Source organism: Micromonospora globosa, from assembly GCF_000717585.1.
Classification (GTDB): Bacteria; Actinomycetota; Actinomycetes; order Mycobacteriales; family Micromonosporaceae; genus Micromonospora; species Micromonospora aurantiaca.
Genome location: NZ_JNZR01000050.1, coordinates 1 through 26,490 on the forward strand (window position 1 = coordinate 1; position 26,490 = coordinate 26,490).

The 26,490-nt window shown below is 74.0% G+C and carries 27 protein-coding genes; 13 read left to right on the forward strand and 14 right to left on the reverse strand.

All coding sequences use genetic code 11. The annotated features are described in order from the left end of the window. Positions 1-285 precede the first annotated feature (285 nt). Positions 286-2,157, forward strand: coding sequence for a glycosyltransferase family 39 protein (locus IF06_RS0130155; protein WP_036311855.1), 1,872 nt, complete (start codon positions 286-288; stop codon positions 2,155-2,157). Here IF06_RS0130155 and IF06_RS0130160 read toward each other — a convergent pair. Further along, positions 2,132-3,724 carry a PAS domain-containing sensor histidine kinase gene (locus tag IF06_RS0130160; protein ID WP_030275108.1) on the reverse strand — a complete coding sequence of 531 codons (1,593 nt, stop codon included), beginning with the start codon at positions 3,722-3,724 and terminating at the stop codon, positions 2,132-2,134. The genes IF06_RS0130155 and IF06_RS0130160 overlap by 26 nt on opposite strands. Before the next feature lie 25 nt (positions 3,725-3,749). Further along, complete coding sequence (locus IF06_RS0130165) at positions 3,750-4,778, reverse strand: SIS domain-containing protein (protein WP_030275110.1); 1,029 nt, start codon at positions 4,776-4,778, stop codon at positions 3,750-3,752. 185 nt (positions 4,779-4,963) lie between these two features. Between IF06_RS0130165 and IF06_RS0130170 the strand changes: the two genes are divergently transcribed. Beyond that, entirely contained in the window at positions 4,964-6,565 is a 1,602-nt protein-coding gene (locus IF06_RS0130170) for a tetratricopeptide repeat protein (protein WP_030275112.1), read from the forward strand. A gap of 87 nt (positions 6,566-6,652) precedes the next feature. Here IF06_RS0130170 and IF06_RS0130175 read toward each other — a convergent pair whose 3' ends face one another. Beyond that, the gene (locus IF06_RS0130175) at positions 6,653-8,251 is read right to left on the reverse strand and encodes an MDR family MFS transporter (protein ID WP_030275114.1); all 1,599 of its coding nucleotides are present in this window, start codon (positions 8,249-8,251) and stop codon (positions 6,653-6,655) included. A 119-nt stretch (positions 8,252-8,370) separates the two neighbouring features. On the opposite strand from IF06_RS0130175, the gene IF06_RS0130180 reads away from it, so the two are divergent. Beyond that, a complete protein-coding gene (locus IF06_RS0130180) occupies positions 8,371-8,946 on the forward strand; it encodes a TetR/AcrR family transcriptional regulator (protein ID WP_013288368.1) in 576 nt (191 codons plus the stop codon). Between the two features lie 6 nt (positions 8,947-8,952). On the opposite strand, the gene IF06_RS0130185 is transcribed toward IF06_RS0130180, so the two are convergent. Further along, positions 8,953-9,465, reverse strand: a complete 513-nt coding sequence (locus tag IF06_RS0130185) for a GNAT family N-acetyltransferase (RefSeq protein ID WP_030275116.1) — start codon at positions 9,463-9,465, stop codon at positions 8,953-8,955. After that, complete coding sequence (locus IF06_RS0130190; protein ID WP_013288370.1) at positions 9,462-9,677, reverse strand: biotin/lipoyl-binding carrier protein; 216 nt, start codon at positions 9,675-9,677, stop codon at positions 9,462-9,464. The genes IF06_RS0130185 and IF06_RS0130190 overlap by 4 nt, the downstream gene beginning before the upstream one ends. Before the next feature lie 238 nt (positions 9,678-9,915). Between IF06_RS0130190 and IF06_RS35010 the strand changes: the two genes are divergently transcribed. After that, positions 9,916-9,990 carry a 50S ribosomal protein bL37 gene (locus IF06_RS35010; protein WP_369752275.1) on the forward strand — a complete coding sequence of 25 codons (75 nt, stop codon included), beginning with the start codon at positions 9,916-9,918 and terminating at the stop codon, positions 9,988-9,990. Between the two features lie 79 nt (positions 9,991-10,069). Here the strand turns inward: IF06_RS35010 and rsrA are convergent, their stop codons facing one another. The 5 genes from rsrA to IF06_RS0130220 form a co-directional block, all read right to left on the reverse strand. Then, positions 10,070-10,357, reverse strand: a complete 288-nt coding sequence (gene rsrA / locus IF06_RS0130200) for a mycothiol system anti-sigma-R factor (protein WP_013288372.1) — start codon at positions 10,355-10,357, stop codon at positions 10,070-10,072. A 2-nt stretch (positions 10,358-10,359) separates the two neighbouring features. Then, the gene (locus IF06_RS0130205; RefSeq protein ID WP_013288373.1) at positions 10,360-11,169 is read right to left on the reverse strand and encodes a sigma-70 family RNA polymerase sigma factor; all 810 of its coding nucleotides are present in this window, start codon (positions 11,167-11,169) and stop codon (positions 10,360-10,362) included. Between the two features lie 228 nt (positions 11,170-11,397). After that, positions 11,398-12,009: an alpha/beta family hydrolase gene (locus IF06_RS0130210; protein WP_013288374.1), complete on the reverse strand. Its 612-nt coding sequence runs from the start codon at positions 12,007-12,009 to the stop codon at positions 11,398-11,400. A 97-nt stretch (positions 12,010-12,106) separates the two neighbouring features. Continuing rightward, positions 12,107-12,499 carry a WhiB family transcriptional regulator gene (locus IF06_RS0130215; protein ID WP_013288375.1) on the reverse strand — a complete coding sequence of 131 codons (393 nt, stop codon included), beginning with the start codon at positions 12,497-12,499 and terminating at the stop codon, positions 12,107-12,109. 212 nt (positions 12,500-12,711) lie between these two features. Further along, positions 12,712-13,419: an SOS response-associated peptidase gene (locus IF06_RS0130220; RefSeq protein WP_013475266.1), complete on the reverse strand. Its 708-nt coding sequence runs from the start codon at positions 13,417-13,419 to the stop codon at positions 12,712-12,714. A gap of 102 nt (positions 13,420-13,521) precedes the next feature. Between IF06_RS0130220 and aroA the strand changes: the two genes are divergently transcribed. The 4 genes from aroA (at position 13,522) to IF06_RS33380 (ending at position 17,826) form a co-directional block, all read left to right on the forward strand. Then, the gene (gene aroA / locus IF06_RS0130225; protein ID WP_013288377.1) at positions 13,522-14,823 is read left to right on the forward strand and encodes a 3-phosphoshikimate 1-carboxyvinyltransferase; all 1,302 of its coding nucleotides are present in this window, start codon (positions 13,522-13,524) and stop codon (positions 14,821-14,823) included. Between the two features lie 162 nt (positions 14,824-14,985). Continuing rightward, positions 14,986-15,921: a ribosome small subunit-dependent GTPase A gene (gene rsgA, locus IF06_RS0130230; protein ID WP_013475265.1), complete on the forward strand. Its 936-nt coding sequence runs from the start codon at positions 14,986-14,988 to the stop codon at positions 15,919-15,921. A gap of 60 nt (positions 15,922-15,981) precedes the next feature. Then, positions 15,982-16,800 (forward strand): histidinol-phosphatase, encoded by an 819-nt coding sequence (hisN, locus tag IF06_RS0130235; protein ID WP_013288379.1) that lies wholly within the window; start codon positions 15,982-15,984, stop codon positions 16,798-16,800. 60 nt (positions 16,801-16,860) lie between these two features. Beyond that, positions 16,861-17,826 carry a hypothetical protein gene (locus IF06_RS33380; protein ID WP_030275121.1) on the forward strand — a complete coding sequence of 322 codons (966 nt, stop codon included), beginning with the start codon at positions 16,861-16,863 and terminating at the stop codon, positions 17,824-17,826. Here the strand turns inward: IF06_RS33380 and IF06_RS0130245 are convergent. Next, a complete protein-coding gene (locus IF06_RS0130245; RefSeq protein ID WP_013288381.1) occupies positions 17,709-18,977 on the reverse strand; it encodes a glycosyltransferase in 1,269 nt (422 codons plus the stop codon). The two genes, IF06_RS33380 and IF06_RS0130245, sit on opposite strands and share 118 nt — an antisense overlap. 192 nt (positions 18,978-19,169) lie before the next feature. Here IF06_RS0130245 and IF06_RS0130250 point away from each other — a divergent pair, with 192 nt between their 5' ends. The 3 genes from IF06_RS0130250 to IF06_RS0130260 all read left to right on the forward strand — a co-directional run bounded on the left by IF06_RS0130250 (position 19,170) and on the right by IF06_RS0130260 (position 21,548). Then, the gene (locus IF06_RS0130250; protein WP_036311859.1) at positions 19,170-20,168 is read left to right on the forward strand and encodes an SDR family oxidoreductase; all 999 of its coding nucleotides are present in this window, start codon (positions 19,170-19,172) and stop codon (positions 20,166-20,168) included. Between the two features lie 56 nt (positions 20,169-20,224). Then, complete coding sequence (locus tag IF06_RS0130255; RefSeq protein WP_084588872.1) at positions 20,225-20,896, forward strand: ATP-binding protein; 672 nt, start codon at positions 20,225-20,227, stop codon at positions 20,894-20,896. 79 nt (positions 20,897-20,975) lie between these two features. Beyond that, positions 20,976-21,548 (forward strand): DUF5709 domain-containing protein, encoded by a 573-nt coding sequence (locus IF06_RS0130260; RefSeq protein ID WP_013288384.1) that lies wholly within the window; start codon positions 20,976-20,978, stop codon positions 21,546-21,548. 4 nt (positions 21,549-21,552) lie between these two features. Here IF06_RS0130260 and IF06_RS0130265 read toward each other — a convergent pair whose 3' ends face one another. Both IF06_RS0130265 and macS read right to left on the reverse strand, forming a co-directional pair. Next, the gene (locus IF06_RS0130265) at positions 21,553-22,185 is read right to left on the reverse strand and encodes a response regulator (protein WP_030275127.1); all 633 of its coding nucleotides are present in this window, start codon (positions 22,183-22,185) and stop codon (positions 21,553-21,555) included. A gap of 11 nt (positions 22,186-22,196) precedes the next feature. Continuing rightward, positions 22,197-23,318 (reverse strand): MacS family sensor histidine kinase, encoded by a 1,122-nt coding sequence (macS, locus tag IF06_RS0130270; protein ID WP_030275129.1) that lies wholly within the window; start codon positions 23,316-23,318, stop codon positions 22,197-22,199. A 115-nt stretch (positions 23,319-23,433) separates the two neighbouring features. Here macS and IF06_RS0130275 point away from each other — a divergent pair, with 115 nt between their 5' ends. Further along, complete coding sequence (locus IF06_RS0130275) at positions 23,434-23,901, forward strand: ATP-binding protein (RefSeq protein ID WP_030275131.1); 468 nt, start codon at positions 23,434-23,436, stop codon at positions 23,899-23,901. 6 nt (positions 23,902-23,907) lie between these two features. Here IF06_RS0130275 and IF06_RS0130280 read toward each other — a convergent pair whose 3' ends face one another. Then, complete coding sequence (locus tag IF06_RS0130280) at positions 23,908-24,846, reverse strand: ribose-phosphate diphosphokinase (RefSeq protein ID WP_030275133.1); 939 nt, start codon at positions 24,844-24,846, stop codon at positions 23,908-23,910. 64 nt (positions 24,847-24,910) lie between these two features. On the opposite strand from IF06_RS0130280, the gene glpK reads away from it, so the two are divergent. Continuing rightward, positions 24,911-26,395 carry a glycerol kinase GlpK gene (gene glpK, locus IF06_RS0130285; RefSeq protein ID WP_030275136.1) on the forward strand — a complete coding sequence of 495 codons (1,485 nt, stop codon included), beginning with the start codon at positions 24,911-24,913 and terminating at the stop codon, positions 26,393-26,395. Positions 26,396-26,490: the final 95 nt, after the last annotated feature.

Genomic DNA, 26,490 nt, shown 5'->3' on the forward strand with positions numbered 1-26,490 from the left:
CCCTCTCCCCACCCCCTCCCCGGTGATCAAGGAGTTAACGTCCCCCAACCCACCACCCCAGGCCGCAATCTCCTTGGTCAACAAGCTCAACCCCACCCACCCGCTCCATTGATCATGAAGTTGGCGGGGACAAAAGGGACGGTGCGTGCCGTCAACTTCATGATCGACCGGGTCCGGGCGTGGGGCCGGGGCGAGGGCCGGGTCGGGGGGCCGGGTCGGGGGCCGGGTGGGTGGGAATCGGTGGAGCGGACGGGCGGGAAGGGCTGGGCGTGTGAGGCTGCGGGGGTGAGGAGGTTCGCGCCCGCGTCCGTCCGCAGCCGGCCGGGTCCGGTGGTGTGGGTGATACCCGGACTGCTCACGCTCGCTGTGACACTGACCGGCATCGGGCACGCCCAGCCGTGGCGGGACGAGCTGGCGACCTGGAGCGCCGCCATTCGCCCGGTACCGGACCTGGTCCGGATGACCCGCACGATCGACGCCGCTACCGGGCCGTACTACCTGCTCATGCACGGCTGGACCGCCCTGGCCGGCGCGTCGCCGACCGCGCTGCGGCTACCCTCCGCGCTCGCGATGGCAGTGGCTGCCGCGCTCACCGCCCGCCTCGGCGCGATGCTCGTCGGCAGTCGCGCCGGGCTGCTGGCCGGACTGCTGTTCGCGGTGCTGCCGGTCACCTCGCGGTACGGCCAGGAGGCCCGCCCGTACGCCCTCGCCACGCTGTTCGCCGTGCTGGCCACGCTGTTGCTGGTCGAGGCGCTGCGCCGGCCGACCTGGCGACGCTGGGCCGGGTACGCCCTCGCCGTCGCCGCGCTCGCCCTGCTCCACCTGATCGCGCTCACCCTGCTCGCCGCCCACGCCGTGGTGGTGCTGCTGACCGCCGCACGTGGCCCCGCGGCGGTCGTCGATCCGCCCGGCCGGTCCCGAGCCGAGATGCCCGACGCGAGCCGGCCATGCCGCAGACACCCGTGGCGTTCCACCCAGCCACGAGATCGAGCGCCGGTGGAACGCCACGGGTGTCACGGCGCCCCGCAGACACCCGCGGCGCTCCACCCAGCCACGAGATCGAGCGCCGGTGGAACCCCACAGGTGTCACCGCATCCCGGGAGCAGGGAGCACGGCACGGACGCGCCGGAAGCGGAACGGCAGGACGTGACCGGCGAGGCTCGGGAGGGGTCGGCGCCCGGCCGACGGGTGCTGGCCGGGTGGCTGCTGGCGCTGGTGCCGGTCGTCGTGCTCGTCACCCCACTGGCGCTGGCGGCGCGGGGGCAGCGTGGACGGCAACTCGACTGGGTGGACCCGGCGCGCCTGCCCGACCTGGCGGCGTTGCCGGGCGCGCTGGCGCAGAGCGGTGTCGTCGGCGGGTTCGTGCTCGCGCTCGCGGCGCTCGGCGCGGCCCGGCTGGGTCGCCGGGCGCTGCTGCCGGTCGCCGCCGTGCTGCTGCCGGTGGTGCTGGTCTTCGCCGCCGGAACGATTGTGCCGCTGTGGGTGACCCGCTACCTCGTCTTCACCGTGCCGTTCGCCTGTGTACTTGCCGGCGCCGCGCTGGCTGCCGCGCGGGTCACTCCCGCGCCGGCCCGAACGCCGGGAACAGCGACGCCCGCCGAACCCGAGCGCACGGCGACACCCGCCGCAGCCGGCCGCACTGCCGCGCCCGCGGAAGCAGAGCAGGGACCGACGTCGCCGCGCGGACGGACCGCGGCGGGAATCGCGGTGGTGGTCCTGGCCGGGCTGCTCGGGCTGCCCGACCAGGTGGCCCTGCGCCGTACCCACGAGTGGCCGCGCAGCGCACCGGTCGACTACGCGGGCGCGGCCGGGATCATCCGCGCCGAGCAGCGGCCGGGCGACGCGATCGTCTACTCGCCCCGGGACGGGTGGCTGTTCCCGGATCTCGGCATGGCGTACCACATGGGGCGGAGGCTGCCGCGCGACGTGCTCGTGGTCCGCGACCAGCGGCAGGACGCGAGCCTCTGGGCCGTGGAGTGCGACGACCCGGCGCGGTGCCTGGCCGGGGTGGACCGGGTGTGGCTGGTGGTCACCGGCCGCCGCGCCGACCCGCCGGCGGCGGTGACTGGCGCGAAGGGCGACGCGCTGCGCGCGGGCTACACGGTGCGGCAGGTGTGGCCGCGGCCGGGGATCACGGTGGCCCTGCTCGTCCGGTGAGGCGGTCGGTGGTGCCGCGGGCCAGCGGTACGACGATGGCCGCCTCGGTGCCGCCGTCGGCGCCGTTGCGCAGGTCGATGGTGCCGCGCAGCTCGCCGGTGACGAGCGCCCGGACGATCTGGAGGCCCAGGTTGCCGCCGCGTTCGGCGTCGAACTGCTCGGGCAGCCCTCGGCCGTTGTCGGTGACAGTGACGTGCAGTTGCTTGCGGGCCCGGTGCGCGGAGACCACCACTTCGGGCCGGGGCGCGGAGACCACGGCCTCGGGCCGGGCCGCGTCCGCGGGCGACGGGGCGTCGGCCTCCTCGTCGGCCGGCGGGAAGCCGTGTTCGACGGCGTTGAGCAGCAGCTCGTTGAGCACCATCACCAGCGAGGTGGCGATCTCGGCGGGCAGTACGCCGAAGGTGCCGCGGCGGCGCATGCCGACGCTCACCTCGGTGGCGGCGACCTCGGTGGCGGCGCTGGCGACCCGGTCCACGATGCCGTCGAACTCGACCGCCTCGTCGCTGGACATGGAGAGCGTCTCGTGGACGAGAGCGATCGAGGCGACCCGGCGTACCGACTCTTCGAGCGCCACCCGCGCCTCGGGCATGGCAACCCTCCGGGCCTGGAGGCGCAGCAGCGCGGCGACGGTCTGGAGGTTGTTCTTCACCCGGTGGTGGATCTCCCGGATGGTGGCGTCCTTGGTGATCAGGGCGCGGTCGCGGCGGCGTACCTCGGTGATGTCGCGGACCAGCACCAGCGCGCCGATCGGCACTCCGGCGGGCATCAGCGGCAGCGCCCGGGTGAGCATGGTGGCGCCCCGCGCGTCGATCTCCCGGCGGGGTGGCGCCTCGCCGCGCAGCGCGGCGAGCACGGCGTTGCCCGCGTCGGTGCCTTCGAGGGGGTCGCCGGCGAGCCGGCGATGCAGCTTGGCCAGGTCCTCCCCGACGAGGTGGGAGGCGTAGCCGAGGCGGCGGTACGCGGACTGCGCGTTCGGGCTGGCGTAGGTGACCTTGCCGTTGGCGTCGAGCCGCACCAGGCCGTCGCCGACCCGAGGTGCCGAGGTGGTCTCGCCGGGGTGCCGGGGCGGCGGGAACGTGCCGTCGGCGATCATCTGAGCGAGGTCGTCGGCGGTGGTCAGGTAGTTCAGTTCGAGCTGGCTCGGGGTGCGCGCGGTGGACAGGTTGGTGTCCCGGCCCACCACGGCGATCACCTCGCCGGCTTCACCGTCGCCGGTGCGCAGCCGGACCGGGATCGCCTCGTGGCGGGCCGGGACGTCGCCGTACCAGACCGGGTCGCCCTCGCGCCAGATCCGTCCCTGCCGGTGGGCCACCTCCAGGTGGGCCACCTCGGCCCCGCCGACGATGCGCCCGACCTGGTCGTCCAGGTAGGCGGTCGGCGCGGTGGTGGGACGGACCTGGGCCACGCAGAGGAACGTGCCGTCACCGTCCACCGGCACCCAGAGCAGCAGGTCGGCGAAGGACAGGTCGGACAGCAGCTGCCAGTCGCCGGCGATCCGGTGCAGGTGGTCGATGTCGGCCGGGCGGAGCGCGGTGTGCTCCTCGGCGAGGTCACGGAGGGTGGACACGCCACACAGCGTGCCACGCCGGACCTCACATCGTCGCCGTGACCTTCTTCAAGCCGCGCGGCGCGTCCGGGTCCTCGCCCCGGGCCAGGGCCAGGGACAGCGCGAGCCGTTGCAGCGGCAGGATGTCGAGCAGCGGCGCGTACCGCTCGTCGACCTCGGGAACCGCCATCCGGGTCTCGCCGACCTCGGCGGAGCCGACCACGACCACGTCGGCGCGGCGTTCGCCGAGGCGGGGCAGCACCTCGCGCATCGACGTGCCGCCGGGGCCGGAGCCGACCACGGCGAGCACCGGGACGTCCGGGTCGGTCATGGCGAGCGGGCCGTGCAGCAGGTCGGCGCCGGAGAAGGCGAGCGCCGGGAGGTACGACGTCTCCATCAGCTTCAGCGCCGCCTCCCGGGCGGTCGGGTACGCGTACCCCCGGCCGGTGGTGACGAGCTGGGCGGCGAACCGGTAGCGCGGGGCGAGCCGGGCCGGGGTGTCGTCGGCGAGCGTCTGCGCGGCCAGCTCGGGCAGGCGGCTCAGGGCGGCGTGCTCCTCGGCGGGCAGCACGCCGTCGCCGGCGCGTACGCCCTCGATCAGCATGAGCAGCGCGAGCAGCTCGGCGGTGTAGGTCTTGGTGGCCGCGACCGCGCGCTCGTGGCCGGCGGCGATGTCGACGCTCAGCTCGGCGGTCTCCACCAACGGCGAGCCGGGGTTGTTGGTGACCGCGAGGGTGAGCGCGCCGGACGCGCGGGCGACCCGCAGCACCTCGGCCAGGTCGGGCGAGCCGCCGCTCTGGCTGACGCCGACGACGAGCGCGTCGGAGAGGTCGGGCCGGGCGCCGAAGACGGTGATCGCGCTCGGGGAGGCCAGCCCGGCGGGCAGTCCGAGGCGGATCTCGGTCAGGTAGGCCGCGTAGAGCGCGGCGTGGTCGGAGGTGCCCCGGGCGGTGAAGACGACGTGCCGGGGGCGGCGTTCGGCGACGACGGCCGCCACCTCGGCGATGGCCGCCGCGTGCTCGGTGGAGAGCAGACGCTCGTAACCGGCCGGCTGCTCGTCGATGTCGGCGGCCATACCGGCCCCTGCTTGCGTCACTCCGGAACCTCCTTCTGCGCGTTTCCCGCGCGTTCGATGCTCAGTCTTGCACGTTTCAGTAGCCTCAATCAACGCAACGAGCAGGAGTGCGCAGTGGATCACTAACTGACGGAAGATCCCCTAGGCTTGCCCGGCTGACCGACCCGACCCGCCGAGAGGACGACGTGCCCGAGGACGACGCCGCGCTGTCGGCGGAGGAGGAACTCGCGCTGGCCCGGCTTGCGCTGGGCGAGGGCGACCTGCGCCACGCCGCCGACCACGTGGCCGCCGCGCTGGTCCGCTCCCCCACGCTGCCCGAGGCGCACGAGACGCTCGCCCGGCTGAACGCGGCCAGCGGCGGCGACCTGGACCTCTTCCCGCTCGGTCAGCAGGCGTTCGTCGGCGCCGTGGTGGCCCGCGCGCACCTGCTCGCCGCCGCCGGCCGGCCCGCCGAAGGGCTCGACCTGCTCGCCGCCGCCACCGGCTACGCGCCGGCCGCGCCCTGGGCCGCAGTGCCCTGGGTGACCGCCGCCGACCTGCCGGAACGCCTCGATCCCGAGCGCACCGCCCGGATCCTCATGCAGGTCTGCGCGGCGGCGCCGGACCCCGCGCCGCGCCGGCTGCGCGAGCCGCTCGCGCCGTACCTCACGCTGGCCCGCAACGCGATCACCGTCCATCCGGCCCATCCGCTGCTGCTGGGCGCGGCGTCCGCGCTGGCCCGGCGCCTCGGCGAGGTCACCCTCGCCGTCACCTGGGCCACCCGGGGGGTACGCGCACAGCCCACCAAACTCGGCGAGGTGTGGCTCGGGTACGCGTACCGCGGCGCCGGCCGGACCGCCGAGGCGCTCGCCGCACTGGAACGCGCTGTCGCGCTCGACCCCGACGACCTCGCTGTCTACGCGGACATCGCCGGCACGCTGGCCGACAACGGCCGGCTCGACGCGGCGCTGGGCTGGATCGACCGGGCGCTGGCGAAGGACCCCACCTTCGACTGCGCGGTGCACACCGCGCACCGGCTGCGCTACCTGCGCGACGGCGACGTGGACCACCTGGTGGCGCTCGCCGACTTCGTCCGCGACCACCCGGACGACACGCACGAGCACGGTGACCTCGCCGAGTGCTGCCGGGGCCGCCCCTGGCTCGGGCAGGTGACCCCGGCCGGCGACGACACCCCGGCCCTCGACGGTCCCGCCCCCTCGGCGGCAGCGGTACGGCGGCTCCAGCAGCTCGCGCACCCGGCGTGGGCGCACCCGCCGGCCGCGTACGACGCCGCGGTCGGGCTCGCCACACTGGACCTCGCCGACCTGCTCGCCCTGCTGGCACACCCACCGGAGGCACCGGCGACAGCGCTGGGCCGGGTGCTCGGCGGGCAGGATCCGGCACTGTGGACGCGCTGCGCGCAGGTCTGGGCCTGCCTCGGCCTGCTGCACCACCGCACCGACGAGCCGTGGGAGCTGTCGACCCGGCGTCGGGTGCTGGGGGAACTGGCCGCCGGTGATCTCGGCCCGGCCGCCGAGGCGGCACTGTTCGCCCTGGTCACCGCCGCCTGGGTGCACCCGGACACCCGCGCCGACGTAGCAGCGCTGGTGTCCGGGCGGGTCGCCGAGGTGGCGGCCGGGCCGATGCGGCGCACCCCGGTGGCGGTGTCACTGGCGTACCTGGCGCGGGCCACCCCGGCCCTCGACCCGGCCACCCGTGCCACCGCCGACTCGCTCATCGCCGGCGCCGCCGGCGGTCCGCTGCGCCGTCTCTGGCGACGGTTCACAGCCCTGTTCCGCCGGAACTGACCGCCGCCACTTCGCCGAAGTGGCGCGATCAACTCGCCCTCGACCCCGCCACTACCCCGAGCTGGCGAGCAGCGGGCGCGAGGCACGTCAGGCGACGGGGGCCTTGCCGAGCGCGGCCTCGGCCTCGTCCTCCGGTGTGGCGCCGGCCGGCGGTACGTCGTTCGTCGCGCGCAGCGGCACCTCCTTGATGAACCAGGCGAGCACCGGTACGGCCACCGTGAAGAGGACCGCCCAGAAGAAGACGTGCGAGATGGCGTCGGAGAGGCCGCCGAGCACCGCCTCGCGCATCGGGCCGGTGAGCTTCTTGAGTGCCTCCAGGTCCATCGCGCCGCCCTCGCCGCCCTCGCCGCCCGAGCCCGCGAACGCGGAACCGGCGGCCGAGTCGGCGAGGCGGTTGGCGAAGATCGCGCCGAAGAGGGAGACGCCGAACGAGCCGCCGATGGACCGGAAGAAGGTCGCAGCGCCGCTGGCCGCGCCGAGGTCCTTCTGTTCCACGCTGTTCTGCGCGATCAGCATCGAGGTCTGCATGAGGAAGCCCATGCCGACACCGAGCACGATCATGTAGATCGAGGACTGCGCCTTGCTGGTGTCCACGTCCAGCAGGCTGAGCAGGCCCATCCCGGCGACCATCACCACGCCGCCGACGATCGGGAAGAGGCGGTAGCGGCCGGTCCTGGTGATGGTCCGGCCGACCACGAGCGACACCACGAGCATGCCGAACATGAGCGGGAGCAGCAGCAGGCCGCTGTTCGTGGCCGACGCCCCCTGGACGGTCTGCTGGTAGAGCGGCAGGAAGTTCATCGCGCCGAACATGGCGAAGCCGAGCAGGAACCCGATCACCGAGATCAGCGCGAAGTTGCGGTTGGCGAAAAGGCTCAGCGGCAGGATCGGCTCCGGCACGCGCCGCTCCACCACCGCGAACGCGCCGAGGGCGAGCACCGCCAGCACGGCGAGGCCGAGGATCTGTGGCGATACCCAGTCGTACTCGTTGCCGCCCCACGTGGTCACCAGCACGATCGCGGTGATGCCGACGGACAGCAGCGCCGCGCCCAACCAGTCGATCTTGTGTTCGGTGCGGTACTTCGGCAGGTGCATGGTGGTGGCGAGGATCAGCAGCGCCGCGCCGCCCAGCGGCAGGTTGACGTAGAACGCCCAGCGCCAGGAGAGGTTGTCGGTGATGAAGCCGCCGACCAGCGGGCCGGCGACCATGGCGATGGCCATGATCCCGGCGATCATGCCCTGGTAGCGGCCCCGCTCGCGCGGCGGGACCAGGTCACCGATGATCGCCATGACGCCGACCATCAGGCCACCGGCGCCGAGGCCCTGGACGGCGCGGAACGCGATCAGCTCGGTCATGCCGGTGTCGGCGCCGCCGAAGACGCCGGAGCCGGACATGCCGCAGAGCGCGGAACCGACCAGGAACACCACCACAGCGGTGAGGAAGACCGTCTTGCGGCCGTAGAGGTCGCCGAGCTTGCCCCAGATCGGCGTGGAGACGGTCGTGCCCAGCACGTACGCGGTGACCACCCAGGTGAAGTGGTCGGCGCCGCCGAACTCGAAGACGATCCGCGGCAGCGCGGTGCTGACGATCATGTTGTCGAGCATCGCGAGCATCATCGCGATCATCAGACCGAACAGGACGACCCGGACATTGGGTCTCGTGGTCACCTGGGCTGGTTGACTCATCGGTAGGCTCCCCCGCAGATCGGATGATCGACTTACTTGCCGCCCGGCTAGTTTGCTTACTAGCCGGACGGTAAGCTGATGGCGGGCGCACGTCAAGCGGATTGGAAGGATGTCGGCCGGTGAGGGAGACCACAGGTGGCACGCGCGAGCGGATCCAGGCCGTCGCCTTGGAACTCTTCACCGAGCAGGGCTACGAGAAGACGTCGCTGCGGGAGATCGCCGAGCGGCTCGGCGTGACCAAGGCGGCGCTCTACTACCACTTCAAGAGCAAGGACGAGATCGTCACCAGCCTGGTCGACGACCGGCTGCGCCGGATGGACGAGCTGATCGCCTGGGCCGCCGACCAGCCGCCCACCCTGGCCACCCGGCGCGCCCTGATCGGCAGGTACGCCGACAGCATGTTCGCCGGCGACCTGCCCCAGGTGATGCGCTTCTTCGAGCAGAACCAGACCGTGCTCAAGAGCCTCGTCGCCGGCCAGCAGATGCGGGACCGGATGATGCGGCTGGCGCACGAGCTGTGCCGGGGCGACGACTCGCCCGCCGCCCAGCTCCGCGCCGCGCTCACGCTGTTCGCGGTGCACAGCAGCTGGTTCGCGGTCCGCGTGCCGGGCATCACCGACGACGAGCGCAAGCGGATCGCGCTCCAGGTGGCCGACGAGTTGCTCGCCAAGATCGGCGAGACCGGCCAGGGCTGAGCCGGTTCAGCCCGCCGCGGTCAGATCCAGCCGCAGGCCGCGCAGGTCGATGCCGGGCAGCGGCGTCCAGTCCTTCTCCGGGTACCTGACGAAACCGAGCCGCTCGTAGAGGCGGTGTGCGTTTGCCGCCATCCCGGCGCGGACGCAGATCACCACAGCGGTGCAGCCCAGCTCCGTGGCGCGCGCCACGCTCGCGGCCGCGAGCGCGGCGCCCGCGCCCCGGCCCTGCGCGGCCGGATCCACAGCGAGCATCCGGAACTCGGCCTCGCCCGGGCCGGCGAGTTCGGCGTACGGGGTGCCGGGCAGCACGAACGTCACCGCGCCGAGCACCTGGCCGGTGGCGTCGTCGACGGCCACCAGCACCTCGCCGGTCTCGGCGCGGCCGGCCACGTCGGCGAGCACCGGCGCGTACCCGCTCTCGTCCTTGAGCTGGCCGTCCGCCTCGTACGCGGCGACTGTCAGCCGGGCCACGGCCGGGAAGTCCGCCGCCTCGGCGCGGCGCACCCGCAGGCCGGTCAACCGATCTCCGCGATCAGGTCGCCGTCCTGCACCACGTCGCCCTCGTTGACGGCGAGTTTCTGCACCACGCCGTCGGACTCGGCGACCACCGGGATCTCCATCTTCATCGACTCCAGGATGACGAGGGTGTCGCCCTCGGACACCGTGTCACCGGCCGACACGACGACCTTCCAGACGTTCGCCACCATCTCGGCGCGGATCTCCTCGGCCATCTCGGCCCTCCCTCTCCCCGACAGCTCCCCGACAATCCTGCGAACGGTATCCAATCATGACGCCGGTCACGCCGGGCCGCGCACCACCGCCGCGCGCGATCCGCCCCGCCGCGCCCCGACCGCCGGCGACGGCACTAGCATCGTGCGGGTCGGCCACCGGCGAGCCCGGAGGGCCGCACCGCGACCTCCGCCGCGCCCAGCCGCGGACGGAACCGTGACCAGCACAAGGAGGCAGAGCATGGCGAAGAAGGCCCGCAAGAAGAAGGCCCGTAAGAAGAGCAGCGCCAACCACGGCAAGCGCCCCAACTCCTGATCATCCGATCAGGCGGCGCAGTCGCCGGACAGCGCAACGGCCCGGGTCCGTGATCGGACCCGGGCCGTTGCGTCGCTTGTCAGTCGGCCAGTTCGCGGGACTCGGTGCTCTCGAAGACCACCAGCTCGGTCAGCCGCAGGCGCAACCGCTCACGCAGCTTCTCCGGGGCCGCCTCGTTGCCGCAGCACCGGGCCACGAGCGCCTTGACCTCCTGCTCGATGCCGTACTCGCGCAGGCACGGCCCGCACTCGTCCAGGTGGTGCCGGATCAGCACCCGGCGCTCCTCGGCGCACTCCAGGTCGAGGTAGAGGTAGACCTCGGCGAGCACCTCGCGGCAGTCCGTCTCGTGCGGTTGTCCACAGCTCACGGTCACACCTCCCGGCCGGCGGCGGCGGTCGAACCCTTCTTCGACGAGGCGGCGCTGAAACCCCGCTCCGCCGCGTACTGCTCCAGCAGCTTCCGCAGATTACGTCGGCCACGGTGCAGACGGGACATCACGGTGCCGATCGGCGTGCCCATGATGTCGGCGACCTCCTTGTAGGAGAAGCCCTCGACGTCGGTCAGGTAGACGGCCAGGCGGAACTCCTCCGGCAACTGCTGGAGGGCCTCCTTGACGTCGCTGTCCGGCAGCCGGTCGAGCGCCTCCGTCTCGGCCGAGCGCAGGCCGCTGGACGTGTGCGACTCCGCCTCGGCGAGCTGCCAGTCGGTGATCTCCTCGGTCGGCGCCTGGATGGGCTGGCGCTGCCGCTTGCGGTAGGTGTTGATGTAGGTGTTGGTCAGGATCCGGTAGAGCCAGGCCTTCAGGTTCGTGCCCTGCTCGAACTGGTGGAAGGCGGCGTACGCCTTCAGGTACGTCTCCTGAACCAGGTCCTCCGCGTCCGCCGGGTTGCGGGTCATCCGCAGTCCGGCAGCGTAGAGCTGATCGACGAAGGGCATCGCGTCCCGCTCGAAGCGGGCCCTGCGCTCGTCCGTCTTCTCGGTGGTCAACCGCACATCCCCTCGCGTCGGATGCTTTCCCGCCGAGGATACGCGTACCCACCTACCGGCAGATTCACTTCCGGAGTGTGTGCCGGTGCTCACGACCGACGCCGCCGCGGGCCACTCCGGCGCGTCGAGCAGCCGCCGGAGCTGACGCTCGTCCCGTTCGTCCCGTTCCCGGCTCCGTGTCTCGATCGGCACCGGTCACCCCCCTCGCGCTGGCTCTGTCGTCGTCCAAGGGAGATAACGCGAGTTGTGGGGCATGGCATTCCTCCGGCCCCACCCGATCCTGGTCCCGGCCTCGGCCGCGACCGACGCTGGGACCAGGAAGGGCCTGGGAGGGTGGCCCCGGCGCGCCCGAACCGGGCGGCCGGCACCAACCGGTGCAACGACCCGCCGCGGCGGACGGTCACGGCGCGCGCCGCCCGGTCAGGACGACCACCCGTGTACGCGCAACCAGTCCCGCACCACGGCGGCCGTGCCGGCCGGGTCGCCGCGCAGGTCGTGGCGCTCCCCCGGCCGGACCACCACCTCGATGCCGGGGCCGGACTCGGGCACGCCGAACGGATCCCGGTCGCCGTTGACGACGAGCGTGGGCAGGCCGGTGAGCAGTTCCCCGGCCCGGGATCGCTCCGGTCGTCCCGGCGGGTGCAGCGGGAACGCCAGTGCGACGACTCCGGCCGCCCCGACGGCGGCGGCGGTACGGCAGGCCACCCGGGCGCCGCTGGACCGGCCCCCGACCACCCAGTGGCGCACCCGCGGTGCGCGCCGGCGCAGGTCGGCCAGCACCGCCGTCCACGCCTCGTCGAGGTGCCCGGCGGGAGCGGGCGCGCGTCGCCCGGCAACCCGGTACGGCTGGGTCACCAGGGCCACCCCGGCCCCGGCGGCGAGCACCGCGTCCCGGACGGCGGTCAGGTCGGGCGCGTCCACGTCACCGCCGGCGCCGTGACCGAGCACCAGCACCGTGGTGCCGTCGGCGGGTGGGTCGAACCGGAGCCGGGCGGGCCCCCGTGGTGTGTCGATCTCGTCGTCGTGCCGCACCGGCTCATTCTGCGCGGCCGGCCGGCCCGCCGGTGATCGGGCGCGGAAACGGACGTCGCCCGCGGCCTGCCGGAGCGGGCCACGGGCGACGTCGGGATCAGCTCAGCGGGACCAGCGTGAGCAGGCGGTCGCGCACCGGCGGACCGGCGTCGTCGAGCGCGTCCGGATCCGGCTGCACCTCGCTGCGCCAGGCCACCAGCATGGCGCGCCGCTCACGCGGCGTGGTGCCGCCCCAGACGCCGTGACAGTCGCCCACCTCCAGCGCCCAGGCCAGGCAGGAGCCCTGGACGTCGCAGGTGCGGCAGAGCGCCACCGCCGCGTCGGCCGGTTCGTTCGGTGCCGGAAAGAACGTCTCCGGATCGACGTTCTGACAGGTGCCTCTGGTGCGCCACGCGTCGTCCTGGCGTCGTTCGCTCAGCGCCCGCAGCAGTCGCGGATCGCGCCGCGCGGCGGCTACCTCGTGCGGACGCGGCATACGTGCCCGTGTCAATACACCCACCTCCCCCGTGGGAACCGGCGTAGATCTTTACAAGATCGATGGGTGTCATCCGCCCCGTGCGAACAGACGCCCATCACCGGCGCTGTGTTCTATCGCATTCGAATACGTAAGGACAAGAGTCTTCAATGAAACTGACTGAACGTCCGGGCGACTTTTCCGGCCCAACCCCGGCAAACGGGGCACGCAAATGTGGCGGAGCGTGATCAGAAGAGCGTCGGTCCGGCGGCCGTCCCGACACCCGCCGGAGCCACCGCGGCGATCAGCTCCGGGCCGTCGTTGCGGACGTCGCCGACGGCCCGGGACACGGGCCGGATCTCCAGCCCGGCGAGCAGGCCGGCGTCCGGCGGCGCGAGCAGTTCCGCCGGCTCCTCGGCCGGGCCGAGCCATTCCGCCCAGCGCTCCGGCGACAGCAGCAGCGGCATCCGGTCGTGCACCTCGGCCAGCTCGCCGACCGCAGCGGTGGTGAGCACGCTGAACGTGAGCCGGGCCGCGCCCGCCGACTCCCAGACCGACCAGATGCCGGCGAAGGCCAGGACCGAGCCGTCCCGCGGGGTCATGAAGTAGGGCTGGCGTCCGCCGTCGGCGAGGCGGACCCACTCGTACCACCCGTCGGCGGGGACCAGGCAGCGGCGGCGGGCGAAGGACGGCGCGTACGCCCGGCTGGTGGCGACCGTCTCGGCTCTCGCGTTGATCATGCGGGCGGCCCCGGCGGCGCTGCGCGACCACTGCGGGAGCAGGCCCCAGCGGCCGAGGGAGAGCAGCCTGTGCCCCTCCGGGGCGAGCCGGACCAGCGGCACCGGGTCGGTCGGCGCGACGTTGTAGTCCGGCGCCACCCCACCGGTCTCGTCGGCCGACTCGAACAGCGCGCTCAGATCGGCGGCGCTCCGGGTCGTGGCGTACCTCCCGCACATGGCGCCCACGCTAGCCGCATCCCGACGTTCCGGCTGTCCCGCCCAACGGGAGCAGCAGCGACGGGCGGTTCCACCGGCCCGTGAGCTTGGCAGAATGTAACGGTGAGCAATCCGACCGCGACGAGTCCGCCGCAGCCGTGGACCGCGCCGACCGCGAGCGACCCGGTCGCCGCGACGCTGCGCCTGCCCGGTTCCAAGTCGATGACCGCCCGGGCCCTGGTGCTCGGCGCACTCGCCGGCGGGCCGTCGACACTCGCCCGTCCACTGCGCGCCCGGGACACCGAACTGATGGCCGGTGGCCTGCGCGCACTCGGCGCCCACATGTCGATCTCGGACGACGATCGCTGGCTGGTCCGTCCCTATCCGCTGGCCGGCCCGGCGCACGTCGACGTCGGCCTGGCCGGCACCGTGATGCGCTTCCTGCCCCCGGTGGCCGGGCTGGCCGCCGGGCGGGTCACGTTCGACGGCGACCCGCACGCCCGGACCCGCCCGCTCGGGCCGCTGATCGGCGCGCTGCGCACGCTCGGCGTCCGCATCGACGCGCCCCCGGCCGGCAGCCTGCCGCTCGTCGTGCTCGGCGCGGGGCGGGTGACCGGCGGCGACGTGGTGATCGACGCCTCCGCGTCCAGCCAGCTCGTCTCCGGTCTGCTGCTCGCCGCGCCGCGTTTCGACAGGGGCGTCGTGGTCCGGCACGAGGGGCCGCCGGTGCCGTCCGCGCCGCACCTGCGGATGACGGTGCAGATGCTCCGCGCCGCCGGCGCCGCCGTCGACGACACCACGCCCGACGTCTGGACGGTCGAGCCGGGCCCGCTGTCCGGGCGCGGGTGGGAGATCGAACCGGACCTGTCCGGCGCCGCGCCGTTCTTCGCCGCCGCGCTGGTCACCGGCGGCGAGGTGACGCTCCAGGGCTGGCCGCGCAGCAGCCTCCAGCCGGTCGAGCAGCTCCGCGAGCTGCTGCACCGGATGGGCGGCGAGGTGAGCCTCGGCACCGACGGCCTGACGGTGCGGGGCACCGGCACCGTGCGCGGGCTGGACGCCGACCTCTCCGACGTGGGCGAGCTGACCCCGGTGCTGACCGCGCTCACGCTGCTCGCCGACGGCCCGTCCCGGCTCACCGGCATCGGCCACATCCGCGGTCACGAGACCGACCGGGTCACCGCCCTGGCCAAGGAGTTCACAGCGCTCGGCGCGGACATCACCGAGACCCGCGACGGCCTGGACATCCGGCCCCGGCCGCTGCGCGGCGGGACGTTCCGCACGTACGCCGACCACCGGATGGCGCACGCGGCGGCGGTGGCCGGGCTCGCCGTCCCCGGCATCGAGGTCGACGACGTGGCGTGCACCTCCAAGACCATGCCGGAGTTCCCGGCACTATGGTCGGGGATGGTGACAGGCAAGAACTGACAGCGGGGGGACGTCCTGACGACGAAGCGGCGCGAGTACGACGAGGACGACGTCCGGGTACGACCGGGCCGGTCCTCGCGCCCGCGTACACGCACCCGGCCCCGGCACGCAGACGCCGTCGACGGCTTCGTCATCGCCGTCGACCGGGGCCGCTACACCTGTGTGATCCCCGGCGCCGGACCGGACGCGCCGCTCGTGACCGCCATGCGCGCCCGCGAGCTGGGACGCAAGTCGGTGGTGGTGGGCGACCGGGTGGGGCTGGTCGGGGACACCTCCGGTGCGCCGGGCGCGCTGGCCCGCATCGTGCGCATCGCCGAGCGGACCTCGGTGCTGCGGCGTACCGCCGACGACGACGAGACCACCGCCGAGGGGCGGCTGGAACGGGTGGTGGTCGCGAACGCCGACCAGCTGGTGATCGTCAGCGCGCTCGCCGACCCCCCGCCGCGTACCGGGTTCATCGACCGCTGCCTGGTGGCCGCGTACGACGCCGGCATCGAGCCGCTGCTCTGCCTCACCAAGGCCGACCTCGCCGGCCCGGAGGCGGTGCTCGGCTACTACACCGAGCTGGAGCTGCCGTACGTACTGATCCGCCCGGACTCCGACCTGGCCGCGCTGCGGGCGCTGCTCGCCGGCCGGGTCTCGGTGATGGTGGGCCACTCCGGGGTGGGCAAGTCGACGCTTGTCAACCGCCTCGTCCCGGACGCCGAACGGGCGGTGGGCACGGTCAGCGCGATCGGCCGGGGCCGGCACACCTCGACCAGCGCGGTCGCGCTGCGCCTGCCCGCCGAGCCCGGCGCCGACGGCGACACCGGCTGGATCGTCGACACCCCGGGGGTACGCAGCTTCGGGCTGGCCCACGTGTCCGCCGAGAGCCTGCTGCACGGCTTCCCCGACCTGGTCGAGGCGACAGTCGACTGCCCGGCCAACTGCCCGCACACCGCCGACGAGGCGGACTGCGCGCTCGACGCCTGGGTGGCCGCCGGGAAGGCCGACGCGCGCCGGCTCGCCTCGTACCGCCGGTTGCTGGCCTCCCGCAGCGGCGAGGGCGACCCGCGCGAGCCGGAGCGCAACCCCGGCGACCCGCTCGCCGGGTCCTGAGCGGCAGACCGGCGGCGACCCGCCGTCGAAGGCCGGGCCGCCGCCACTAGCGTGTCAGTCATGACCGGGTACGCCGACGACCTCGCCCTCGCCCACCTGCTCGCCGACGCCGCGGACGCCGTCTCCTCGGCCCGGTTCCGCGCGCTCGACCTGCGCGTCGAGTCGAAGCCGGACCTGACGCCGGTCTCCGACGCGGACACCGCCGTCGAACGGGAGATCCGGGCGCTGCTGGCCGAGCACCGGCCCGGTGACGGCCTGCTCGGCGAGGAGTACGGCGAGCAGCCGCCGGCCGGCCCCGACGGGCGGCGCTGGGTGATCGACCCGATCGACGGCACGAAGAACTTCGTCCGGGGCGTACCGGTCTGGGCCACCCTGATCGCCCTGCTGGAGCACGACCGGCCGGTGCTCGGCCTGGTCTCCGCCCCGGCGCTGGGCCGCCGCTGGTGGGGCGCGCTCGGCGCGGGCGCGTTCGCCGGCACCGGTCCGGCGGACGGCACGCCGATCCGGGTCTCCGGCGTGACAGCGCTCGGCGACGCGAGCTTCTGCTACTCGTCGCTGACCGGGTGGGAGCAGGCCGGGCGGCTGGACGCGGTGCTCCAGCTCATGCGCGACACCTGGCGCAGCCGGGCGTACGGCGACTTCTACGGCTACATGCTGCTGGCCGAGGGGGCACTGGACGTGATGGTGGAGCCCGAGCTGTCGCTGTGGGACATCGCCGCGCTGGTCCCGATCGTCACCGAGGCGGGCGGAATCGTCACCGACCTGGCCGGGCGGCCCGCCCCGGCCGGCGCCGACTCCGCCGACATCAGCGCCGTGGCCAGCAACGGGGCGCTGCACGACGACATCCTGGCCCGGCTCGGCCGTCCAGCCGAGCGCTGACCCGGGGGAAGCCTCTATCCTCGCCAGGTGGTTTCCTCCGGTTGGTGCTTCCTGGCGGCGATGATCATCGCGTACGGCTTCGCCAACCTTCTCCAGTCGGTCGCAGCCGCGCGGACCACAGTGCACCACACGTTCGATCCCGGGCTGCTGCTGCGCCTCGCCGGGCACCGGACGTACCTGATCGGCCTGGCCTGCCAGGTCGTCGGCTTCGTGCTGGCCTTCCTGGCCCGCCGTGACCTGCCGTTGTTCCTGGTCCAGGCCAGCGTGGCGGCCGGGCTCGGGGTGACCGCCGTCCTCGGCGTGCTGGTGCTCAAGTGGCGGCTGCCCGCAGCCGAGGTGGTGCTGCTGGTGCTGCTGTTCGCCGGCATCACCGCGCTCGTCCTCTCCGCCCAGCCCGCGCCGTCGCGGCAGCTCGGCACCGCCGGGCTGGTCGGCCTGGCGGTGGCGGTGGTCGCGATCGCCGCTTCCGGCTTCTTCGCCGCCCGGCTGCACGGCGCGCTCGGGTCGGTGGTGCTCGGCTCACTGGCCGGGATGGCGTTCTCCGCCGCCGCGGTGGCGGCCCGCCCGCTCGCCTCGGCCGGGTCGGTGGAGGCGTTCGTCCGTGACCCGCTGCTCTACCTGCTGATCGTCCACTCGGTGATCGGCCAGCTGCTGCTCGGGCTGGCCATGCAGCGCGGGTCGACCACGGCGGCGGTGGCCGCGATGGACGCCGCCGGCGCGGTACCAGCGGCGATCGTCGGCCTGCTGCTGCTCAACGACAAGATCTGGCCCGGCCGGGAGTGGCTGGCCGGGCTCGGCTTCCTGGTGACGCTCGCGGCGGTGGTCGGCCTGACCCGGTACGCCGAACCGCAGCACCACCACGCCGGCGCCCGCCAGAAGGCAATGGTGGGCGCCGGGATGGTGCCGGTTCAGGCCGCCTCGACCGGCCCGCGTTCGGAGACGACCACCTCGACCGGCGGCGTCACCTCGACCGGCGTCGGCTCGATCGGCGTAGCCGGGCGGCGCCGCCCGATCACCCGCTCGTAGAGACGCTCCAGCGCGGCGGCGGTCCGTTCCCAGGTGTAGCTGCACCGGACCCGGTCCACCGCGGCGTGCCCGTACGCGAACCGGCCGGCGTTGTCCGACAGCAGCCGGCGCAGCGTGACTCCGAGCATGCGCACGTCACCCGGCGGCACCAGCTTGCCGGTCACCTCGTCCACCACCGCGTCCGCGATGCCGCCCATGGCGTAGCCGACCACCGGCACGCCGCAGGCCATCGCCTCCAGCGACACCCGCCCGGCCGACGCGTAGTGCGGCGTGCAGGCCACCAGGTCGGCGGAGCGGTACCAGGTGGCCATCTGGTCGTGCGGCACCGCGCCGACCAGCTTCACCTGCTCCGCCACGCCCGCCCGCTCGGCCAGCTCGCGCAGCCGGCGCGCCTCGGCGTGCCCGTCCAGCCGCTCCGCCGGCGGGCCGCCCGCGATCACCAGCTCCGCGTCACCGACCAGCCGCATCGCCCGGATCAGGTCGTCCTGGCCGTGCCCGGGCGCGAGCCCGCCGACGGAGAGGATCCGCGGCCGCTGGTCCCGCGGCGCCGCCTCGCCGTCCGGGTGGAACTGGCCGGTGTCCACCCCGGTCGGCACCATCGCCACCGACGTCCGTTGCAGGCCCATCCGGGTCAGCTCGTCGACCTCGTCGTTGCACTGGGCCACCGCCACGTCCACGGCCCGGGTCAGCGCCCGTTCCAGCGGGATGCGCTCCCCCGGCCCGCTGTACTCCCGGCCGAGGTGACGCAACTGCTCCACGCCGAGCGAGTGGAACGTCTGCACCACCGGGATGTCGGTCGCGCGTACCGCGTGGGCGGCCGCCAGCCCGCCGACCCAGTAGTGCCCGTGCACCACGTCGGGCGTCCAGTCCCCGGCCCACTGCCCGGCCAGCCAGCGGCCGTACTCGGCGACGAACGGGACCAGCTCGGCGGTGGAGAGCATGTCGGGCGGGCCGACCGGGACACGTTCCACCCGGTAGCCGTCGAGTTCGGTCAGGGCGGGCTGGGCGGACGCGGCACGACGCTCGTAGACGCGGACGTCATGGCCCCGGGCGGCGAGCTCCGCCGCCACGCGCGCAATGTGCTCCTGCGTCCCGACAGTGGGACCGTCGGTGGACGAGCCGGCGTGCGCGCATACAAGGCCGACGCGCATGGTGCACCTCCATGCGTTTCTCGCGAGCGGGGTCTCCGGTCAGAGCGTCCCATTAACCCAGGTCCGGTGCGTCCAAACCTGACAGATCGGGGTCACCCGGCCAGTGCGTCCCGTGGGCGGGACAGCCGACCGATGCCGATCACCGGCGAAAACGGTCGGCATGACCGCCCCGGCCCGGGGTACCGACGGGGAATGCCGCTGACCCGCAGCCTCTCCGACGCCACAGTCGTCATCACCGGCGCCTCCAGCGGGATCGGCGCGGCCACCGCGTACGCGCTGGCCCGCCGGGGCGCCGACGTGGTGCTGGCCGCCCGGACCGAGTCCGCGCTGCGCCGGGTCGCGTCGTTCTGCCGGGAACTGGGCGGGCGGGCCCTGGTGGTGCCCACCGACGTGACCGACCCGGAGGCGGTGGAGCGGCTGGCGGGGCGGGCGGTGGCCGAGTTCGGCCGGATCGACGCCTGGATCAACAACGCGGCAGTGGGCACCGTGGGGCTGTTCGACGAGATCCCGGTGGCCGAGTTCCGCCGGGTGGTGGACGTGAACCTGCTCGGCGCCGTGTACGGGACGCGGGCCGCGCTGCCCTGGCTGGGCGCGGCCGGCGGCGGGGTGCTCGTCAACAACGCCTCGGTGCTGGCCGAGGTGGCGATGCCGTACCAGTCGGCGTACAACGCGACGAAGCACGCGATCCGCGGGCTGGCCGACACGGTGCGGCAGGAACTGCGGGTGACCGGCCGGGGGAACATCTCGATCTGCACCGTGCTGCCCGCCACCATCGACACGCCGTTCTTCCGGCACGCGGCCAATCACTCCGGCCGGGAACTGACCCCACCGCCGCCGGTGTACCCGCCGGAGATGGTCGCCGAGACGATCGTCAAGCTGCTGCGCCGGCCCCGGCGCGAGGCGTACGCGGGCGGCGCGGCCCGGCTGATCGGCCTCCAGTGGCGGCTCGCCCCGGCGCTGGCCGAGCGGGTGCTGGGCTGGTACACCGCGCGCACCCAGTTCGGCCCCGGCGTACGCGACGACTCGACAGGCGCCGTGTTCACGCCGGACTCGGCGGCGGAGCGGACCGACGGATGGTCCGGCCGGCGCGGGCAGGTGCTGCGGCTGACCGCGGCGGTCGGGCTGGCCGCCGGCACGGCTGTCGGCACGGTGGCGGCGCTCAGCCGCCGGTCCCGGGCCGGCCGGCCGTGAGTCCCGTCGACCGGACCGGTGCGCGGGCGCGGACCGACGTGCACAATGGGGCGATCATGCCGACGGATGCGCGTTGCCTGGTGGAGACCGACGAGTCCTCCCCGACGGTCCGGCTGACCGGGGTCCTCGACCGCTCCGAGGTGGAGGCCGTACGGGACGCGCTGCTCGCCCGGCTGTGGCGGCACCCCGGGGTGCTGCTCGTGGACCTGTCCGGGGTGCGGATCCCCGACCCGGTGGCACGCGACGCGCTGGACGAGGTCTGCCGGGCGGTCGACGACTGGCCCGCCGCGCGGCTGCTGCTCGACCCGCACGGGCCGCCACCGGACGCCCCGCCCGAGCCGCTCGACGCCGAACTGCCCCCGGTGGCCGAGGCCGCCCGGGAGGCGCGGGTGCTGGTGACCGGCGGCTGCGCCAGGTGGGGACTGCCGGAGCTGACCGAGCCGGCCTGCATCGCGGTCACCGAGATGGTCAACAACGTGGTGGCGCACGCGGTCACGCCGATGACGCTCCGGCTGGCCCCGCGCGGCGGCGCGCTGCACGTGGCCGTCCGGGACCACTCGACCGGGCGGCCCGCGTACGGCGGGCCCGCGCCGGTGGACTCGGTGGGCGGGCGGGGGCTGCTGCTCATCGACACGGTGGCCCGGCGCTGGGGCAGCACGGCACTGCCCGACGGCAAGGTGGTGTGGTGCGTGCTGTACGCCGAGGACGAGGCGGCGTACCGCAACTGAGGTGCTTTTCGCACTGTTTCTCCCGATCCACCCGGCCGGACGCGGTTAGGCCGGGTAGCGCAGTGGGTAGTTCCCGGGCATGCGCGACGACGAGTACCCCACCCCCGTGTCCGATCCCGAGGCGGCGGGCCTGCCCGACACCGCCGACGACGACTCCACCGCGAACGACGACGTGCTGACCGGGCGCGAGGCGGACGGCCCCGAGCCGGCCCAGCTCCCCGGTGACCGCACGCCAGTCGCCGTGGACCAGTTCGGCACCACGGCGGAGGAGCAGCTCGACGGCGAGTCGCTGGACTACAAGCTCCAGCGCGAGCAGTACGAGCGCCCCGCCGACGACCCGCTCGCCGGCCCGGTCGACCCGGACATCGCCGCCGAGGCGGACAGCGAGGAGGCCGCCGCGCAGGCCCAGCTCGACGCCGACGTGATCGACCCGGGCCCGGTCTCGGACCCGCACTCCCCGGTGTCGGTGTACGACCACGGCCAGCTCGGTACCGTCGCCGACCACCAGGTGGGCCGGCTGGTCGAGCCGGACGAGGGCGCACACACCGACCAGGAGACCGACAACGTCGCGTACGACGCGGGCGCGGCCGGTGGCGGGGCCAGCGCGGAGGAGCTGGCGGTGCACGAGACCCGGCCGCCGGAGGCGCGCTGACCGCTCAGTCGTCCAGGCCCCGCTCGATGGCGTACCGGGTCAGCTCGACCCGGTTGTGCAACTGGAGCTTGCCCAGGGTGTTCTGCACGTGGTTCTGCACGGTCCGGTGGGACAGGCTCAGCCGGTCGGCGATCTGCTTGTAGGACAGCCCCTTGGCGACCAGACGCAGCACCTCGGTCTCCCGTTCGGTGAGCCGGGGTGCGTCGTCGTGCGGGGCGGGCGGCTCCGCGGCCAGCCGCCGGTACTCCCCCAGCACCAGCCCGGCCAGGCCGGGCGTGAACACCGGCTCACCGGCCGCCGTGCGGCGCACCGCGTCCAGGAACTCCGCCGGTGCGGCCGACTTGATCAGGTAGCCGGTGGCGCCGGCCTTGACCGCGTCCAGCACGCCCTGCGGTTCGCCGCTGGCCGAGAGCATGAGCACCCGCACGTCGGGCAGCGCGGCGCGCAGGCCCCGGATCACCTCGACGCCGGAGATGTCCGGCAGCTGGAGGTCGAGCACGACCAGGTCCGGACGGGCTGCCGCGGCCACCCGTACCGCCTGCCGCCCCTCACCGCTGGTCGCCACCACCTGGTGGCCCGCCTCGGTGAGGTCACGGGCGACACCCTCGCGCCACATCGGGTGGTCGTCGACCACCATCACCCGGATGCTCACCCGTGGCTCCTCGGCACGACCAGCTCGATCTCGGTGCCGGCGCCGGGCGCGGAGACGATCCGCACCTCGCCGCCCAGGTCGGCCACCCGGCCCCGGATGGACTGCTCCACCCCGAGCCGCCCCTGCGCGGCGGCCTCCGCCAGCCGCCCCTCCGGGATGCCCGGTCCCTCGTCGCGTACCGAGACGGTCACCGTCTCCTCCTCGTCCTCGATCAGCACCCAGGCCCGCCCGCCGGCGTGCCGGGCCACGTTGTCGAGCGCCGCGCCGACCGCGGCGCCCAGCTCACCGGCGGCCCGCGCCGGCAACGGCACCGGTGTGGCGGGCGCGGACACCACGACGGTGGCCGAGGCGTACCTGTCGATCAGGTCGCGCAGGTCCTGCTCGTCCCCGCCCGGGTCCGGCGGCGCGCCCGCCCGGCCGATCAGCGCCCGCAGCGCCGCCTCCTGCTCGCCGGCCAGCCGGGCCAGCTCGGCCGCCTCGCCGTCCAGGTCCGCGCCGCGCCGCCGGACCAGCGCGAGCACCTGGAGCACCGAGTCGTGGATGTCGCGGGCCAGCCGTTCCCGCTCGCGGGTGGCCGCCTCCAGCTCCACCGCCCGCTGCAACCGCTCCTCCGCCTGCACCGCCAGCCGGGCCACGTGCCCGACCACCACGCCGGCGAGCAGCATGAGGATCGCCCCGGTCAGCGCGGACGGGCTGATCCGGTCGCGGGTGGCGAGGTCGGCGCCGCCGAGCACGATCGCGGCCACCGCGCCACGTCGCCGCCCGCCGGAGACCGCCCAGGCGAGCACCGGCCCGGCCAGCCAGGCGGCGGTCAGCATCGGCACCCCGGCGGCGAGCGCCGCGCGGCCCACCACCCAGGGCGTGACCAGGATGATCGCCAGCACCACGCCGAGGTCGGCCAGGAGCAGCGGCCAGCGCCGCCCGGCCGGACGGCCGTAACCGGCCGCCGTCACGCCGCTCCACGCCAGCATCGCCAGCAGGACACCGCCCGCGGCGACCGGGTGCGCGTAGCGGTCCGCGTCGCGCAGCACGACCAGTCCGACGTAGGCGAGCGCGGCGAAGCGGAACACCGCTATCGATCGCCAGAAGGGGCCCTCGAGGCCGGAGGACGACGGCATGTGCGACACCCTGTCACAGCCGGTCCAGGGCACCCCGGGCGGTGCGGCCCGAGAAACCCTGACGTACGGTGGAAATGCCGCGAAAGTCGTCGAGAACCATCGTCGGGACGGGGTCATGACAGACGCAGAACTCCCCGCACCGCGTACGGTTGTGCCCATCGAACCTTCCCTGCTTCTCGCCACGGCCTTCGACCAGGCGCAGGTGACCGGGCTGCGGCACTCGGTCACCTCCTGCGCGCACGGGTCGGGCCTGTCCGGCCAGCGGCTGGACGACTTCGTGCTGGCGGTCAACGAGCTGATCACCAACGCGGTCCGGCACGGCGGCGGGCAGGGCTGGCTGCGGCTCTGGAAGCGGAACGGCGCACTGGTCTGCGAGGTCGCCGACCACGGGCCCGGGATCAGCGAACGGCGGCTGCGCGACCGCGAACGGCCCGCGCCGGACACCGCCGGTGGCTGGGGCCTCTGGCTGGCCCGGGAGCTGAGCGACGCGATGGAGGTGGAGAGCGGCGACGCCGGAACCGTCGTCCGGATCACCGCCGCGCTCGCCACCCGCCAGCCCGCCACCGGCCCGCTGGACGGCTGACCCCCGTCAGGCGAACAGGGCGCTCACCGACTCCCCGTTGTGGATCCGCCGCATCGCCTCGGCCAGGGCCGGCGCCACCGACAGCACCTCCAGCTTCGGCACCCGCTTCTCCGCCGGGATCGGCACCGTGTTGGTGCAGACGATCTCCAGGACGCCCTCCTGCGCGCTCAGCCGCTCCAGCGCCCCGCTGGAGAACAGGCCGTGCGTGCAGGCCAGCCGGATCGAGCGGACCCCCCGCTCGCGCAGGTGCGAGATCAGCTCGATCACCGTGCTGCCCTTGGCGATCTCGTCGTCCAGCACGATCACGTCCCGGTCCGTCACGTCACCGATGATCGTGCTGATCTGCACCCGGTCGTCGCTGAAGCGCTGCTTCGCGCCGGCCGCGACAGGCGTGCCGAGCATCCGGGCGAACGCGGCGGCCTCCTTGGCGTTGCCCAGGTCCGGCGAGACCACCACCGAGTTGCTCAGGTCGTACCCCTGGAAGTGGGCGGCCAGCTCGCGCAACGCGTGCAGGTGGTCCACCGGGACGCTGAAGAAGCCGTGCACCTGCGGCGAGTGCAGCGTCATGGCCAGCACCCGGTGCGCGCCCGCGGAGGTGAGCAGGTCGGCGACGAGCCGGCCGCCGATGGAGATGCGTGGCGCGTCCTTCTTGTCCGACCGCGCGTACGCGTAGTGCGGCAGCACCACTGTGATCCGGGCGGCCGACGCGCCCCGGGCCGCGTCGATCATGAGCAGCAGCTCGACCAGGTGCTCCTGCACCGGCGGCACCAGCGGCTGGATGAGGAAGACGTCGCGCTCCCGGCAGTTCGCCTGCAACTGCACCTCCAGGCAGTCGTTGGCGAACCGGGACACCCGTACCGGGTGCAGCGGGACGTGGAGGTGGGCGCAGATCTCGGCGGCGAGGTCGGGATGGGCTGATCCGCTGAACACGGCAATGTCACGCACGTCTGATGATCGTACGGGCCGCCGGAGGGAGACGGTGGACGCTCGCGGCGGGTACGGTGCTGCCGTGACCGCAGAGTTCGTCGCCGCCATCGACCAGGGCACCACGTCCTCGCGCTGCATCGTCTTCGACCGGGCCGGTGAGATCGTCGCCGTGGCCCAGCGCGAGCACCGGCAGATCTTCCCCCGGCCCGGCTGGGTGGAGCACGACGCCGAGGAGATCTGGACGAACGTCGAGCACGTGGTGCGCGAGGCGCTGGCCAGCGCCGACATCGGCACCGAGATGCTGGCCGCGGTGGGCATCACCAACCAGCGCGAGACCACTGTGGTGTGGGACCGGGAGACCGGCCGTCCGGTGGCGAACGCCATCGTCTGGCAGGACACCCGCACCGGCCCGCTGCTGCGGGAGCTGACCGAGGCGTACGACGAGGAGCGGCTGCGAACCCGCACCGGCCTGACCCCGGCCACCTACTTCGCCGGCCCGAAGCTGCGCTGGCTGCTCGACAACGTCGACGGGCTGCGCGAGCGGGCCGAGCGCGGCGAGGTGCTGTTCGGCACCATGGACAGCTGGCTGATCTGGAAGCTGACCGGCCGGCACGTCACCGACGTGACGAACGCCAGCCGCACCATGCTGATGGACCTGGAGACGCTCGACTGGGCCCCGGAGCTGCTCGACGCGCTGCGCGTCCCGGCCGCCGTGCTGCCGGAGATCCGCAGCTCGGCCGAGGTGTACGGCACCGCCCAGGGGGTGCTGGCCGGGGTGCCGGTGGCGAGCGCGCTCGGCGACCAGCAGGCGGCCCTGTTCGGGCAGACCTGTTTCCAGCCCGGCGAGGCCAAGTGCACCTACGGCACCGGCAGCTTCCTGCTGCTCAACACCGGCGCCAGCCCGGTGCCGTCGCGGCACGGCCTGCTCACCACCGTGGCGTACCGGATCGAGGGCCAGCCCGCCGTGTACGCGCTGGAGGGTGCCATCGCGGTCACCGGCTCGCTCGTGCAGTGGCTGCGCGACAACCTCGGCCTGATCTCCTCCGCACCGCAGGTCGAGGAGCTGGCCCGCACCGTCGACGACAACGGCGGCTGCTACGTGGTGCCGGCCTTCTCCGGCCTGTTCGCCCCGCACTGGCGCAGCGACGCCCGGGGCGTCATCGCCGGGCTGACCGGCTACATCACCAAGGGGCACCTGGCCCGCGCGGTGCTGGAGGCGTCGGCCTTCCAGACCCGGGAGGTGGTGGACGCGATGAACGCCGACTCCGACGTGGCGCTGCGCCGGCTGCGGGTCGACGGCGGGATGACCGGCAACGAGCTGCTGATGCAGTTCCTCGCCGATGTGCTCGATGTGCCGGTCGTGCGGTCCCGGATCACCGAGACGACCTGCCTCGGCGCCGCGTACGCCGCCGGCCTGGCCGTCGGGTTCTGGCCGGACCTGGCCACGCTGCGCGAGAAGTGGCGATCGGACGCGCAGTGGGAGTCGACGATGGACCCGGCGCACCGGGAGCACGAGCTGCGCCAGTGGCGCAAGGCGGTGCGGCGCACGCTCGACTGGGTCGACTAAGGGACGTCTCGTAACTGGGTGAAGGCGTTGCGTGGGATGGGGCCGGTGGTCAGCCGGCGAGGATGATGTTGTGGAGGTTGGCGATGCCGGAAGCG

Excerpts from the sequence above, each read along its gene's own strand:
- IF06_RS33380 (WP_030275121.1), top strand. The coding sequence starts at position 16,861 with ATGATCATCGCGTACGGCTTCGCCAACCTTCTCCAGTCGGTCGCAGCC.
- IF06_RS0130265 (WP_030275127.1), bottom strand. The coding sequence starts at position 22,185 with ATGGTGGTCGACGACCACCCGATGTGGCGCGAGGGTGTCGCCCGTGAC.
- hisN (WP_013288379.1), top strand. The coding sequence starts at position 15,982 with ATGACCGGGTACGCCGACGACCTCGCCCTCGCCCACCTGCTCGCCGAC.
- IF06_RS0130165 (WP_030275110.1), bottom strand. The coding sequence starts at position 4,778 with ATGGCCGCCGACATCGACGAGCAGCCGGCCGGTTACGAGCGTCTGCTC.
- IF06_RS0130250 (WP_036311859.1), top strand. The coding sequence starts at position 19,170 with ATGCCGCTGACCCGCAGCCTCTCCGACGCCACAGTCGTCATCACCGGC.
- macS (WP_030275129.1), bottom strand. The coding sequence starts at position 23,318 with ATGCCGTCGTCCTCCGGCCTCGAGGGCCCCTTCTGGCGATCGATAGCG.
- IF06_RS0130255 (WP_084588872.1), top strand. The coding sequence starts at position 20,225 with ATGCCGACGGATGCGCGTTGCCTGGTGGAGACCGACGAGTCCTCCCCG.
- IF06_RS0130260 (WP_013288384.1), top strand. The coding sequence starts at position 20,976 with ATGCGCGACGACGAGTACCCCACCCCCGTGTCCGATCCCGAGGCGGCG.
- IF06_RS0130275 (WP_030275131.1), top strand. The coding sequence starts at position 23,434 with ATGACAGACGCAGAACTCCCCGCACCGCGTACGGTTGTGCCCATCGAA.
- IF06_RS0130220 (WP_013475266.1), bottom strand. The coding sequence starts at position 13,419 with ATGTGCGGGAGGTACGCCACGACCCGGAGCGCCGCCGATCTGAGCGCG.
- IF06_RS0130245 (WP_013288381.1), bottom strand. The coding sequence starts at position 18,977 with ATGCGCGTCGGCCTTGTATGCGCGCACGCCGGCTCGTCCACCGACGGT.
- IF06_RS0130190 (WP_013288370.1), bottom strand. The coding sequence starts at position 9,677 with ATGGCCGAGGAGATCCGCGCCGAGATGGTGGCGAACGTCTGGAAGGTC.
- IF06_RS0130175 (WP_030275114.1), bottom strand. The coding sequence starts at position 8,251 with ATGAGTCAACCAGCCCAGGTGACCACGAGACCCAATGTCCGGGTCGTC.